The 13,889-nt window shown below is 61.2% G+C and carries 16 protein-coding genes; 7 read left to right on the forward strand and 9 right to left on the reverse strand.

Annotated elements, in window-relative coordinates; all coding sequences use genetic code 11:
* Positions 1–91: 91 nt before the first annotated feature.
* Together QD408_RS01795 and QD408_RS01800 are read right to left on the reverse strand one after the other, a co-directional pair.
* Positions 92–604, reverse strand: coding sequence for a prepilin peptidase (locus QD408_RS01795; protein ID WP_414138145.1), 513 nt, complete (start codon positions 602–604; stop codon positions 92–94).
* Positions 605–725: 121 nt separating this feature from the next.
* Positions 726–914, reverse strand: coding sequence for a Flp family type IVb pilin (locus QD408_RS01800; protein WP_414138146.1), 189 nt, complete (start codon positions 912–914; stop codon positions 726–728).
* A gap of 391 nt (positions 915–1,305) precedes the next feature.
* Between QD408_RS01800 and QD408_RS01805 the strand changes: the two genes are divergently transcribed.
* The 7 genes from QD408_RS01805 to QD408_RS01835 all read left to right on the forward strand — a co-directional run bounded on the left by QD408_RS01805 (position 1,306) and on the right by QD408_RS01835 (position 6,774).
* Positions 1,306–1,713, forward strand: coding sequence for a pilus assembly protein N-terminal domain-containing protein (locus tag QD408_RS01805; RefSeq protein WP_088684345.1), 408 nt, complete (start codon positions 1,306–1,308; stop codon positions 1,711–1,713).
* A gap of 117 nt (positions 1,714–1,830) precedes the next feature.
* Positions 1,831–2,466, forward strand: a complete 636-nt coding sequence (locus tag QD408_RS01810) for a TadE/TadG family type IV pilus assembly protein (protein ID WP_088684344.1) — start codon at positions 1,831–1,833, stop codon at positions 2,464–2,466.
* Positions 2,466–3,047 (forward strand): TadE/TadG family type IV pilus assembly protein, encoded by a 582-nt coding sequence (locus QD408_RS01815; protein WP_414138236.1) that lies wholly within the window; start codon positions 2,466–2,468, stop codon positions 3,045–3,047. The genes QD408_RS01810 and QD408_RS01815 overlap by 1 nt, the downstream gene beginning before the upstream one ends.
* Before the next feature lie 113 nt (positions 3,048–3,160).
* Complete coding sequence (locus QD408_RS01820) at positions 3,161–4,381, forward strand: phosphopentomutase (RefSeq protein ID WP_414138147.1); 1,221 nt, start codon at positions 3,161–3,163, stop codon at positions 4,379–4,381.
* The gene (locus tag QD408_RS01825) at positions 4,378–5,346 is read left to right on the forward strand and encodes an adenosine deaminase (RefSeq protein ID WP_414138148.1); all 969 of its coding nucleotides are present in this window, start codon (positions 4,378–4,380) and stop codon (positions 5,344–5,346) included. Before QD408_RS01820 ends, QD408_RS01825 begins: the two co-directional genes overlap by 4 nt.
* Positions 5,347–5,448: 102 nt before the next feature.
* On the forward strand, positions 5,449–6,078 hold the full coding sequence (gene upp, locus QD408_RS01830; protein WP_004674949.1) for a uracil phosphoribosyltransferase: 630 nt from the start codon (positions 5,449–5,451) through the stop codon (positions 6,076–6,078).
* A gap of 126 nt (positions 6,079–6,204) precedes the next feature.
* Positions 6,205–6,774, forward strand: coding sequence for a TIGR02281 family clan AA aspartic protease (locus tag QD408_RS01835; protein WP_414138149.1), 570 nt, complete (start codon positions 6,205–6,207; stop codon positions 6,772–6,774).
* Between the two features lie 6 nt (positions 6,775–6,780).
* On the opposite strand, the gene deoA is transcribed toward QD408_RS01835, so the two are convergent.
* From deoA to QD408_RS01870, 7 genes are all read right to left on the reverse strand, one after another.
* Positions 6,781–8,088 carry a thymidine phosphorylase gene (gene deoA, locus QD408_RS01840; RefSeq protein WP_414138150.1) on the reverse strand — a complete coding sequence of 436 codons (1,308 nt, stop codon included), beginning with the start codon at positions 8,086–8,088 and terminating at the stop codon, positions 6,781–6,783.
* Between the two features lies 1 nt (position 8,089).
* Entirely contained in the window at positions 8,090–8,866 is a 777-nt protein-coding gene (gene deoC / locus QD408_RS01845; protein WP_088684339.1) for a deoxyribose-phosphate aldolase, read from the reverse strand.
* A 177-nt stretch (positions 8,867–9,043) separates the two neighbouring features.
* The gene (locus QD408_RS01850; RefSeq protein WP_414138151.1) at positions 9,044–9,883 is read right to left on the reverse strand and encodes a purine-nucleoside phosphorylase; all 840 of its coding nucleotides are present in this window, start codon (positions 9,881–9,883) and stop codon (positions 9,044–9,046) included.
* Positions 9,880–10,269, reverse strand: coding sequence for a cytidine deaminase (locus QD408_RS01855; RefSeq protein ID WP_007827313.1), 390 nt, complete (start codon positions 10,267–10,269; stop codon positions 9,880–9,882). Before QD408_RS01855 ends, QD408_RS01850 begins: the two co-directional genes overlap by 4 nt.
* A 2-nt stretch (positions 10,270–10,271) precedes the next feature.
* Positions 10,272–11,243, reverse strand: coding sequence for an ABC transporter permease (locus QD408_RS01860; protein WP_414138152.1), 972 nt, complete (start codon positions 11,241–11,243; stop codon positions 10,272–10,274).
* Positions 11,244–11,253: 10 nt separating this feature from the next.
* Positions 11,254–12,357, reverse strand: a complete 1,104-nt coding sequence (locus QD408_RS01865; protein ID WP_088684336.1) for an ABC transporter permease — start codon at positions 12,355–12,357, stop codon at positions 11,254–11,256.
* A gap of 7 nt (positions 12,358–12,364) precedes the next feature.
* The gene (locus QD408_RS01870) at positions 12,365–13,876 is read right to left on the reverse strand and encodes an ABC transporter ATP-binding protein (RefSeq protein WP_414138153.1); all 1,512 of its coding nucleotides are present in this window, start codon (positions 13,874–13,876) and stop codon (positions 12,365–12,367) included.
* Between the last annotated feature and the right edge of the window lie 13 nt (positions 13,877–13,889).

Raw genomic sequence — 13,889 nt, forward strand, 5'->3', positions numbered from 1 at the left:
GATATGTTCGCCCTGCAGAATGCTCAGGAATTGGTATAATTATGGTTAATGGAACGCTTACATTTTAAGTTAACGGGCATTTAAAATGCCGTCATTTCAGGCTTTCCAGCGCGGCGAGGAAGAGCGGCGACGATGGAAAGGCCATGAAGCCGCCGATAGCGATGGCGATGCCATAGGGAATCTTCTTGGCGAGCAGGACCGAGTTCGGAACCGGCAGGCCGATGGCGAGGATGGTGTTCGATCGCGCCCTCACCAGCAGGATGAGCAAGGTGATGAAGCCGCCGATGATGGCGACATCGATCATCAGGAAAAGAAGAGATTCGTTCAGGCCGAACCAGAACGCGGTGGCGCTCAGCAGCTTGGCGTCTCCGCCGCCCATCACATTGAAGGCGAAAAGGGCAAAACAGGCGGTAAAGACGACGGCGCCCGCGGCAAGATGCATGCCGATCGCTTGCAGGCCAAGGCCGGAGAGCGGCGCGAGAACGAAGAAGGAGGCGATGAGGATCAGGGAAATGCGATTCGGGATCGTCATGGTGAACAGATCCGAAAACGCCGCCATGGCCAGGCAGAGTGGCAGTATCACGAAGACTGCAGCTGCGATCATGCGTATATCCGATCATACTCAGATGCGAAAAGGCTCACGGCCGTTCAGCCTGTGAGCCTGCTCTATAGTTTGGCTGGAGCAATCCGGCCAACATTGTCAGATGCCCTTAATAGGGTCTATCTTACTTCGCCGCACTGGTAGCGGCGTCGTCCATCCGGCCGCTCAGGGCGTTGAACGTATTGCCGATATTGTTGCCAAGCGACGTTGCGCCGGCGATGAGCGCTACGGAAATGAGGGCTGCGATCAGGCCGTATTCGATTGCGGTCGCGCCGGATTCGTCCTTCAGAAAACGGCTAAAAAGCTTGGTCATGGTTACTCCTAACTCCAGTTGATGTTCAGCACGTCCGCCAACTGTTGCCGTTGATCGGATGACTGCAACCTAGCGAATGGGCGTTTCCATCCGCTTAAGGAGGAGAGTTAACGATATGTAAATGGGACAACAGGCCCTTGTAAGGTAAGCATTTTCTTACCCGCTTCCCTAAATATCTACGAATATCCCGCGCCATGCCGCACCGACGCCCGTGCCATCGTCCTGGAATGGAGCGATCGCCGTACCTTCTTGTGACAGCTACCGATTGTGACCGTCTCAAACCGAACCGCTTCGCTTCATTCCAAAACATAGGCTATCGAGCTTAAGGCTTCGTTCACCATTTTTTTCCATTCTATACGCGTATTGCGCTGTGATCGTGAAAGAGGACCAGATGTCATCGAGCGGCAAAATCATTTTCTTTGCCGGCATGATCGCCGTTTTCGGTATTTCGGGCGTTTCCTCGGCCGAAGACGATGACATGCTGCGGGTCTATATGGATCACGCGCGCGTCCTGAAGCTCGACCGCCCGGTCAGCAAGGTGATCGTCGGCAACGCCAAGGTCGCCGATGCGACCGTGGCCGATGCCAAGACCATCGTGCTCACGGGACGCAGCTTCGGCACCACCAATCTCGTCCTGCTCGATGCCGACGGCAATGCGATCCTCGACGAACGCATCCTGGTGTCGATCGACGAGGGCAATACGGTGCGCGTCTACCGGCAGACGGAGCGCTCGGTGCTTTCCTGCACGCCGAACTGCGAGCAGCATGCTCAGGAAGCTACCGCCGCCGCCTCTCCCTGATTGGCTCACCTTCAGGCTTCTTCGGCCATTCGTTAAAATCGTCGTATCAGGCTGAAACGGAAAATCAACGAACGGACTTTAGTGTGACGGCTGTAAAATGTCGCACGGGTCCAGGCAATGACGGTCATTGATCAGAAGACGGATAAGCCGCGCGCCTTCGCGCCGTTCCGTTTCTCACGATTGCGCTCGCTTGCCCGTTCGCGCGACGGCGCGGCGGCAATCGAATTCGCGCTGCTCGCCATTCCGTATTTCATGGTGATCTTCGCAATCCTCGAAACATTCGTCGCCTTCGCGGCCGAGGAACTCGTCTCCAACGCCGTCGATACGATGGGCCGACGGATGCGAACCGGGCAGATCACCTACAATCTCGGCCGCACGACCGATATGAACCAGGCACAGTTCCGCCAGGCTTTCTGCAACGAGATCTCGATCCTGATCAGCTGCTCGGCGACCGAGGTCGCCACACCCAGCAAACTCTACCTGGATGTACAGACCTTCAGCAGTTTTTCGGCCATCCCGACGACGATCCCCAAGCTCTCTACCGACAAATATGCCGACATCAACACCGCAGCCTTCAAATATACGCCGGGCGGCGCCGGCACCATCAACATGCTGCGCGCCTATTATCGCTGGGAAATCATCACCGATCTGGTCCGGCCTTACATTACGACGATAAGGCCGTCGGACGGTTCGATGCCGACGCAATATCTGATCGTCGCGACCACGGCTTTCCAGAACGAGCAGTATCCATGATGGCCTTGCGCAATCCGTTCACCAGACTTGTACTGACGGCGCGACGGCTGGCACGAGAGCGCAAGGGCGCCGGCGCGATCGAATTCGCGATCCTCTTTCCCGTGCTCGTCATGCTCTATATCGGCGCTTTCGAGATTACGATCGGCCTCAGCGTCAGCAAGCGCGTGACCCGCGCCGCAGGAACGATCGCCGATATCGTCACCCAGCAGCAATCGGTCACGAAGAGCGCGCTTGCGCAGATGCCGTCGGTCGCCACCGCGATGTTCGTACCCTACAACACGACGTCGCTGAAGCTGAAGATCACGGGGATTACCATCGATGCCGGCGCCAACGCGAAAGTGCTCTGGTCCTGGGCGCAGGACGGGACGGTGCCCTACGCCAAGAACGCCACCGTGGCCGACGTGCCTTCGGACATGAAGACGGCAAACAGCTTCCTAGTCCGCACCGAGCTCAGCATTCCCTACACGATGTTCCTGTTCGCGCCGAACTTCATGCCGGATGGCGTCCGGACGATCACCATCAGCCGGAGCTATTTCTATCGCCAGCGGCAAGGCGACTCGATCCCCTGCGGCGACTGCTGAGCAGCCTTTTCCCCTCTTCCCGAATTTGCCAAGCCGACCGCGGCATTATATGGCTGAGCCTGTGCCGTCTCCCGATCTCTCAGGGGTCGGCGATCGGTTCTTTCGGGTGTAAAATGGCGCGTGCCTTTCTTTTCGTTCTGGATTCCTTCGGCGTCGGCGGCGCGCCGGATGCTGCGGCCTATGGCGACGAGGGCGCCGATACGCTCGGCCATATCGCCGAATTCTGCGCAGCCGGAGCCGGAGATCGTGCTGGTCTGCGCAGCGGGCCGCTTTCCCTGCCAAATATGTCCGAGCTCGGGCTGATGCATATCGCACGGGCCGCGTCCGGCCAGTTTCCGGCCGGCATGCCTCTCCCGGAGAAGGCCTATGGCGTCTATGGGGCCGCCACCGAAATCTCCCGCGGCAAGGATACGCCATCGGGCCATTGGGAGATCGCCGGAACGCCCGTCAACTTCGATTGGGGCTATTTCCCGACAGAGGGCGACGCCTTTGCGCCGGAGCTCATAGAAACGTTGTGCAGAGAAGGGGATGTGCCCGGCATTCTCGGCAATTGCCATGCCTCGGGAACGGATATCATCGCCCGGCTCGGCGAAGAGCATATCCGTACCGGCAAGCCGATCTGCTACACCTCCTCGGATTCGGTCTTCCAGGTTGCGGCGCATGAGGCGCATTTCGGCCTCGAACGCCTGCTCACCTTTTGCCGGGTCGCCCGCGGACTGCTCGATCCCTACAATATCGGCCGCGTCATCGCCCGGCCCTTCATTGGCCAATCGGCTTCGACGTTTGAGCGCACCGGAAACCGGCGCGACTTCTCCGTGCTGCCGCCGGAGCCGACGTTGCTCGACCGGCTTGTCCAGCATGGACGACATGTGCATGCCGTGGGAAAGATCGGCGATATCTTCGCCCATCAGGGCATTTCGAGGGTCATCAAGGCGAACGGCAACGCAGCGCTGATGGATGCGTCGCTTTCGGCAATCGACGATGCTGAGGACGGCGATCTCGTCTTCACCAATTTCGTCGATTTCGACATGAATTACGGCCATCGCCGCGATGTTCCGGGTTATGCCGCCGCCCTCGAAGCCTTCGACGCGCGCCTGCCGGAAGTCCACAAGAAGCTGAAGTCAGGCGATCTCGTCGTGCTCACCGCCGACCATGGCTGCGATCCGACCTGGCGCGGCACGGACCATACGCGCGAACGCGTGCCGATCATTGCCTACGGCCCCGGCATACGATCGCGTTCGATCGGCGTGCGCCGCACCTATGCCGACATCGGCGAAAGCATTGCGCGGCATCTCGGCATTCCGGCCGGACCGCACGGAAGGAGTTTTCTGTGACATCGCATTTGAAGAAGGTCGAACTGCACTGCCATCTGGAGGGTGCGGCGCCGCCTGCATTGACCGAGGCGCAGGCGCGGAAATACGGCGTCGACATCAGCGGAGAACTTCGTGACGGCGCCTATGTCTGGCATGATTTCGCAAGCTTCCTGCAGTGTTACGACAAGGTTTCCGAGGTCTACAAGACCGAGGAAGACTATGCGCTTCTGACCGAAACCTATCTCGACGAACTCGCCGGCATCAACACGATCTACAGCGAACTCATCGTGTCACCCGATCATGGCAAGCGGATCGGGCTCGGCGCCGATGCCTATATTGCAGGCGTCTGCGAAGGCATCCGGCGCGCTCGGGAAAAGAGCGGCATCGAGGCCCGGCTGATCGTGACCGGCGAGCGGCATTTCGGCCCGGAGAGCGTGATCGGTGCGGCCGAATATGCGGCAAAGGCCGGCAATCCGTTGATCACCGGCTTCAACCTTGCCGGCGAGGAACGCATGGGCCGCGTCGCCGATTATATCAGAGCTTTCGATATCGCCCGCGATGCCGGTCTGGGGCTCACCATTCATGCCGGCGAGGTGTGCGGCGCCTTCAGCGTTGCCGATGCGCTCGATGCCGTGCGCCCCTCGCGCATCGGCCATGGGGTGCGCGCCATCGAGGATCTCGATCTGGTGAAGCGTCTTGCCGATCTCGGCACCGTGCTCGAGGTCTGCCCGGGCTCCAATATCGCGCTCAAAGTCTTTCCCGACTTTGTTTCGCATCCGCTGCGCCGGCTGAAGGAGGCCGGCGTGCAGGTGACGATCAGTTCGGACGATCCGCCCTTCTTCCATACGTCGCTGAAGCGGGAATACGAGCTTGCCGCCGACGTTTTCGGCTTCGACGACGCGGAAATCAACGCCATGACGCGCACCGCAATCGAAGCGGCCTTCGTCGACGACGAGACGCGGAAGGCGCTGCTCGCCCGCCTGTAAGGCGAGAGGCTGGGGAAGATCGGCGCAAATTCGGCTTCACTCTTGCGGTCGGGCCGATTTCCGTGAAAGAAACATTCGATAGAAAGAATGAAAGGCTTCCCCATGGACGGCGTCACGGTCATCGATCATCCGCTTGTGCAGCACAAGCTCACCATCATGCGGCGCAAGGAGACATCGACGGGAAGTTTCCGGCGGCTGCTGCGCGAAATTTCCACGCTGCTCTGTTACGAAGTGACCCGCGATCTCGAACTGACGATGGAAACGATCGAGACGCCGCTGCAGACGATCGAGTCGCCGATCCTGGAAGGCAAGAAGCTGGTCTTCGCCTCGATCCTGCGCGCCGGCAACGGGCTGCTCGAAGGCATGCTCGATCTCGTGCCTTCCGCCCGCGTGTCGCATATCGGCGTCTACCGCGATCACGAAACGCTGCAGCCGGTCGAGTATTATTTCAAGGCGCCGGAAGATGTGGCCGAGCGTCTGATCATCGTCGTCGACCCGATGCTGGCAACCGGCAACTCCTCGATCGCGGCGATCGACAAGCTCAAGGAGCGCGGCGCCCACAATATCCGCTTCCTCTGCCTGCTTGCCGCTCCGGAAGGCATCCGTAATTTCCGCGCGGCGCATCCCGACGTTCCCGTCTTCACCGCAGCGATCGACAGCCATCTCAACGAGAAGGGCTATATCGTGCCCGGCCTCGGCGACGCCGGCGACCGCATGTACGGCACCAAGTAATTTCAGTTTTCTTTACCAAATCGAAAGACTTCGAGGCCCGGCGGTTCGCTCCGGGCCTTTTTTGCTGCCGATATTAGCAACTTGTCAGCACTTGAGGCGTAGCAAGCTTGAAGCATGAGGCCCCGCATGAAGCGGGGTTTATACAGGAAGGATTTCTGTTTCATGCTCGTGCGTACCGTCATATTCGCCAGCATCGCCGCGGTGCTCGCCACACAGGTGCCTTCCTTCTTCGGCGGCGCCGGCCAGCAGCCTGCCGAAGCCCTCTCCGCCAACTATGTCTCGACCGACAGCGACAAGCCCGCAGCAGCCGCGCCCGTCTCCGGCAGCAATATGATCCGCCTGCAGGCAGATGCGCAGGGCCACTATACAGGCAGCTTCAAAATGAACGGCAAGCCGGTGCAGGGTCTGATCGACACCGGCGCCACCTATGTCGCACTCAACGAGACGCTTGCCCGACGCCTCGGTTTCACGGCCAACCAGCTCGATTTCCGCTACGGCGTGAACACCGCGAACGGCCAGACGAAGGCCGCGCATGTGACGCTCGACCGGATTGAAATCGGTGGCATTCGCGTTCGCGACGTCGAAGCCTTCGTCCTCAGGGATGAAGCCCTGACGACGACGCTGGTCGGCATGAGCTTCCTGCAGAAGCTCGCCTCCTATTCCGTCGCCGACGGCTCGCTCAGCCTCAAGCAATAATCTGCGTCAGACAAGGCCCGCAATGACAGGGCCGAGCGCCGGCTCGTCCTCACTAATGCGGTAATGCGCGGCGAGTGCTGCGGCTGCCCGCTCGGCTGCGGCTTCGTCGGCGGCATGAACGAGGGCGATCGGCTCGCCGGCATTCACGCGGGTGCCGAGCGGCAGGAGTTCGGAGAAGCCGACACGGTGATCGATGCGGTCCGCCGGATGGCGTCTTCCACCGCCGAGATCGATGACGCTGACGCCGATACCGCGGGCGTCGCAGGCAGCAAGCCAGCCCGACCGGACGGCCATGACGGGCTTTTCGACGGGGGCTCTGGCCAGGTATTTATCGGGGTTCTCGATCAGATCGCCGGGGCCGCCGAGCATGGAGACCATGCGCGCAAAAACCTCAGCCGCCTTTCCCGACGACAGAGCCTGACGCGCCATCCGCTCACCTTCGTCGGGCGAAGCGGCAATTCCCGATTTCACCAGCATTTCGGCGGCAAAGGCGAGAACGACGGTATCGAGCCGCGTATTCTCTTTCCTGCCTGCCAGGAAATCCAGGCAGTTGCGCATTTCGACGGCATTGCCGGCGCTATCGGCAAGGGGCTCATTCATGTCGGTGATCAGCGCCGAGGTCTTCACCCCTGCACCATTAGCCACTTCGACCAAGGAGCGCGCCAGGATCTCCGCCTGATGGCGATCGGCCATGAAAGCGCCGTTGCCGACCTTGACGTCGAGCACCAGCGTCTGAAGCCCGGCCGCGAGCTTCTTCGACAGGATGGAAGCCGTGATCAGCGGAATGGAATCGACCGTGGCGGTCACATCACGCACGGCATAGAGCCTGCCATCGGCGGGCGCCAAGGCTCCGGTCTGGCCGATGATGGCGCACCCCGCCTCCTTCACCGCCCTGCGGAACAGGCCGGCATCCGGGGTGATCGTATAGCCTGGAATGGATTCGAGCTTATCCAGCGTGCCGCCGGTATGGCCGAGACCGCGCCCCGATATCATCGGAACGGCGAGGCCGCAGGCGGCGGCGATCGGCGCCAGCATCAGCGAAACATTGTCGCCGACGCCTCCGGTCGAATGTTTATCGGCGATCGGACGATCGATATCGGCCCATTCCAGCCGGTCGCCGGAATTGGCCATCGCCAGCGTCAGGGCGACGATTTCCTCTCGTGACATGCCCTTGAACCAGACGGCCATGGCAAAGGCGCCGATCTGGCCTTCCGATAGCTGCCCGGCGGCGAGCGCGCCGATGAAGGAGCTGATATCGGCGGAGCTAAGCTCCTCGCCATTGCGCTTCCGCCGGATGATCTCCTGCGGGATCATTTCAATAGCTCGATGCCGCAGCCGATACCGACTGTGCTCCGCCGAGAACCGCCAGTATATCGTCGAGCAGGCTGGAGGCGCCGAAGCGGAAGGTCGACGGCATCGCCCAGTCCGGTGCCATGATGGTTTCGGCAAGGCTCAGGTAGAGCGCCGCATCGGCGACCGAGCCGATGCCGCCTGCCGGCTTGAAGCCCACCTTGCGCCCACTTTCGCGAATGGAGCGGATCATGATGTCGGCGGCTTCGAGCGTCGCGTTGACGGCGACCTTGCCTGTGGAGGTCTTGATGAAATCGGCACCGGCTTCGATGGCGAGTTCCGAGGCGCGGCGGATCAGGGCCGCATCCTTGAGCTCGCCTGTCTCGATGATGACCTTGAGGAGAACGGGACCGGCGCACTCGGCGCGAACGGCCCTCACCATGTCGGTCACTGCCTTTTCATTGCCGGCAAGCAGCTTGCGGTAGGGAATGACCAGATCGATTTCATCGGCGCCGTCGGCGATGGCTTCGCGTGTTTCGGCGGCGACATCGGCAACCTCCATATCGCCGGAGGGGAAGTTGACGACGGTCGCGATGCGCACGGCATGGGCGGTGCCGAGAATATTGCGGGCATGGGCGACGAAACGCGGCCAGATGCAGATCGCGGCGCTGTTGCCGTAGGGCGTCTGCGCGCGGGCACAAAGCGCATCGATCTGGGCTTCCGTGCAATCGTCCTTCAGATTGGTGAGATCGAGCAGGGAAAGGGCAACAGCCGCCGTTTCCCGGATGGAATGGCTATTCATTTTCACTTCCTCTAGAGCATGATGCCGAAAAGTGTGAGCGGTTTTCGGACAACATCATGCTCTCACTATTTAATGTAGAACAAGATTCAGATTTTAGGCCGACCCGGCCTAAAATCATCCTGTTCTAGAGCGGTTCAGGTTTTCACGGAAACGCAGAACCGCTCTAACTTTTTGTTTTTACGCAATTCCGGACGGAAAACCGCTTCGCACTTTTCCTGGAATTGCTCCAGCCGCAATCATGTCTTTCAATATGGCGGCAAGACGGGCGCCGCCGATGGGCGCCATGTCCTTGGTTTCCTCATGGCTGAGCTCATTGCCGGTCATGCCTGCCCCATAGTTGGTGATAACGGAAGCGGCTGCAACCCTCAGACCCAGCATTCTTGCAATGATGACCTCGGGCACCGTCGACATGCCGACGGCATCGGCGCCGAGAATGCGCGCCATGCGGATTTCGGCCGGCGTTTCGAAGCTCGGGCCGGAGAGCCACATGTAGACACCCTGCGCCAGCTCGATCTCGAGCTTTGCCGCAGCCTTCTGCATCGCCGCTGCAAGGCCGGCATCATAGGCATTCGTCATGCCGACGAAACGGCGGTCGCTTTCCTCGCCGATCAGCGGGTTCATGCCGGAATAGTTGATGTGGTCGGTAATCTGCATCACCGAACCGGGCGGCATGTCGTCGCGCAGCGACCCGGCCGAATTGGTCAGGATCAGCATCTCGACACCGAGCGCCTTCAGCACCTCTATCGGCAGGCGCATGGCGCCGGCATCGCCCTTTTCGTAATAGTGAACGCGGCCGGAGAGCATGATGACAGGCACGCCGCCAAGCCGGCCGGCGACGACTTCACCGGCATGGCCAGAGACGGCGCTGACGGGAAAGCCCGGCAGATCCTTGTAGGGGACGCGGACGGCGCCCTCCAGCTCCCCGACGAGCGAGCCGAGGCCGGAGCCGAGCACGATACCGTGGCGCGGCTTGATGCCACCAAGCAATGCGGCGAGCAGGCTGACCGTCGCCTTCATCCGAGTTCCGTCTCGAAGCTGAAGGGAAGAAGCTCTTCCATCGTCATCGTCTTCTTCACGCCGGCTTCGTCACAGAGATAGATCTTGGTGTCCTTGGAGGCGAATTCGGAGATCTTTTGCCGGCAGCCGCCGCAGGGCGGGCAGAGCGGCAGCTTCTCCGCGATGACGGCCATTTCCACGATCTTCTTCGCCCCGCCCATGATCATGGCGCCGATCGCCGTCGGTTCGGCGCACCAGCCTTGCGGAAAGGACAGGTTCTCGATGTTGGCACCGGTATAGACCTTGCCGTCTTCGGCGCGGATCGCCGCGCCGACCGGGAATTTCGAATAGGGCGCATGGGCAAAGGCCATGGCGCCGCGGGCGGCTTCGAACAGGTCGTGAGACATGATCAACGCTCCTTCGTATAAGGCACGCCGCCGGCCTTCGGCGGGATTGCGACACCGATGAATCCGGCAAGCAGGACGCAGGTCAGGATATAGGGCAGCGCCTGGAAGACCTGGACCGGCACTTCACCGATCAGCGGCACCTGCTTGCCCTGCATGAAGTTCGCCAGCGCATCGAGGAAGCCGAAAAGCAGGCAGGCAAACATCACCGGCACCGGCTTCCACTTGGCGAAGACGAGGGCGGCGAGCGCGATATAGCCCTTGCCGGCCGACATGTCCTTGATGAAGGCGGCGGACTGGGCGATCGCAAGATAAGTGCCGGAAAAGCCGCAGAGAATGCCGGCGCACATGACGGCGCGATAGCGCAGCCAGGCGACCGAAATGCCTGCCGTATCGACCGCGCCCGGGTTTTCGCCAACCGCGCGCATCCGCAAGCCGAAGCGCGTACGGTAAAGCACCCACCAGGAGAAGGGCACGGCGAGGAAAGCGAGATAGGTGAGGATATTGTTGCCTGAAATGACGTTGGCGTAGAGCGGCCCGAGGATCGGTATATCGCGGGCGGCATCGGCTCCCGGCAGGATGATCGGCGCGAAGCGCGCATCCGCCGACAGCTGCGGCGTGCGGCCGCCCTGGCCGAACCAGGCCTGGCCGAGCACGATGGTGATACCGGCAATGAAGAAGTTGATGGCCACACCTGAGACGATCTGGTTGCCGCGATTGGTGATCGAGGCAAAACCGTGCACCAGGCTGAGCGCCACCGAGCAGACGATGCCGGCGCCGAGGCCCAGCCAGGCCGAACCGGTGAGATAGGCGATGCAGGCGGCGGCGAAGGCCGAGCCCAGCATCTTTCCTTCGAGACCGATATCGAAGATGCCGGCGCGTTCCGAAAACAGGCCGGCGAGCGCGGTGAAGATCAGCGGGATCGACAGCCGGATCGTCGAGCTCAGAACGCTGATGAAGATGTCATAATAATCCATCGTCCGCTCCTCAGGCTCGCTTGAACTGTTGATAGGCGCGGACCATCGCTGGCCGGAACATGTATTCGAGCGCGCCGGCGAACAGGATGACCAGACCCTGGATGACGAGGATCATCTCACGGGTGATGTTCGGCATTTCGAAAGAGATCCAATCGCCTCCCTGATAAAGGACGCCGAACAGGATCGCGGCGAAGATGATGCCGAGCGGATGATTGCGGCCCATGAGGGATACCGCGATGCCGACGAAGCCGGCGCCGCCGACGAACTCCACCTGCAGACGGGCGGAGGAACCCATGACCGGATTGAGCGCCATCATGCCGGCGAGCGCGCCGGAAAGCAGCATGGCGATGATGACGATGCGCGCATAGGGAATGCCGGCATAGGCGGCAGCCGTCGAACTCACGCCCAGCGTTCGCATCTCGAAGCCAAGCTTGGTGCGCCAGATGAGGATCCAGACAAACCAGGCGGCAAAAAGGGCGATGATGAAGGAGACGTTGAAGGGTGCGGCACCCAGCTTACTGCCGAAGATGCTCATGACCCAGCCAAGCTTCGGCAACTGCCCGCCCTCGAGGAAGGTGCGGGTTTCCGGCGCCATCTTGCCCGGCACGATCAGCACGTGCACCAGCAAGTACACCATGAGGGCGGCGGCGATGTAGTTGAACATGATCGTCGTAATGACGATATGGCTGCCGCGCTTGGCCTGAAGGAATGCGGGAATGAAAGCCCAGGCCGCACCAAAAATACCGGCCCCAATGACCGCAATCGGCATCGTCACATACCAGGGCACGTATTTGTCGAGCGCCAGCGCTACGAGCGCACAGCCGAGACCCCCGATGTAGGCCTGCCCTTCGGAGCCGATGTTGAAGAGGCCGGCATGGATGGCGACCGCCACGGAAAGGCCGGTGAAGATGAAACTCGTCGCATAATAGAGCGTGAAGCCAATGCCTTCGCCGCTGCCGAAGGCGCCTTCGATCAGCAGCGAAAGAGCGGCAAGCGGGCTCTCGCCGATCAGCCAGACGACGAAGCCCGATATCAGGAAAGCGACGAGGAGGTTCAACAGCGGGATCAGGCCGTAACTGATCCAATTGGGCAACGGAACGGAAGCAGTGCTCATAAAGGCCTCACGCGGCAATGCCGGCCATCATCAGGCCGAGGGTCTGTTCACCGGCATCGGGCGTCTTCTCGCCGACGACATGGCCGGCGAACATGACAAGGATACGGTCTGAAAGGGCGCGGATCTCATCGAGTTCGACGGAGACGAGCAGGATCGCCTTGCCCGCGTCGCGCATCTCGATGATCCGGCGGTGAATGAATTCGATGGCGCCGATATCGACGCCGCGCGTCGGCTGACCGATGATCAGCATTTTCGGATCGCGTTCGATTTCGCGGGCGACGACGATCTTCTGCTGATTGCCGCCGGAGAAATTCGCCGTTTTCAGCCGCGGATTCGGCGGGCGGATGTCGTATTTTTCGATCTTCTCCATCGCGTCCCTGCGGATGGCTTCGAGATCGAGCAGCGGGCCTTTGCTGTAGCCCGGGCGGCGGTGATAGCCGAGGACGGAATTTTCGTATTCCTCGAACTTCAACACCAGCCCCATGTGGTGGCGGTCCTCGGGGATATGAGCAAGGCCGAGTTCGCGCAGGCGGGCGGGATCGGCCTTGTCGATCGTCTGGCCATCGAGAAGGATCTCGCCGGAAGTGGGCTTGCGGATGCCGGCGATCGCTTCCAGCAATTCGGACTGGCCGTTGCCGGCGACACCGGCGATGCCGACGATCTCGCCGGCGCGCACGTCGAAGGAGACGTTATCGACCATGGTGACGCCGCGATTGTCCTTGACCGTGAGGTTGCGGACCGTAAGCACCGCAGCCCCCGGGTTCGCCTCACCCTTCTGAACGCGCAGCAGCACGCGGCGGCCGACCATCAGCTCGGCAAGCTCTTCCACCGTCGTTTCCGCCGTCTTGCGGGTCGCGACCATCTCGCCGCGGCGCATGACCGACACCGTATCGGTGATCGCCATGATCTCGCGCAGCTTGTGGGTGATGAGAATGATCGTCTTGCCCTGGTCGCGCAGCACCTTGAGGATGCGGAAAAGGTGATCGGCTTCAGCCGGCGTCAGCACGCCCGTGGGCTCGTCGAGGATCAGGATCTCGGCGCCGCGATACATGGCTTTCAGGATTTCGACGCGCTGCTGCAGGCCGACCGGCAGCTCTTCGATGAGCGCATCGGGATCGACCTCCAGGCCGTATTCGGTTTCGAGGCGCTTGAGCTCGGCGCGGGCCGATGCGACGCCTCGGGCAAGCAGCATACCGCCTTCGGCGCCGAGCATGATGTTCTCGAGCACCGTGAAATTATCGACCAGCATGAAATGCTGGTGCACCATGCCGATGCCGGTGGCGATCGCCGCCTGGCTGTCGCGGATGGCGACCGGATTGCCGTTGACGCGGATTTCACCGCTGTCGGCGTGGTAAAAACCGTAAATGATCGACATCAGGGTCGATTTGCCGGCGCCGTTTTCACCGATGATGCCGTGGATCGTCCCCTTGGCAACGGTGAGGTTGATGTCCTTGTTGGCGTGGACGGCACCGAACTTCTTATCGATGCCGACAAGCTCGATAGCGGGCTTATCTGTCACTGCAGGCTCCAAA

The sequence above is a fragment of the Rhizobium sp. BR 249 genome (assembly GCF_047445895.1).
Lineage (GTDB): Bacteria > Pseudomonadota > Alphaproteobacteria > Rhizobiales > Rhizobiaceae > Rhizobium.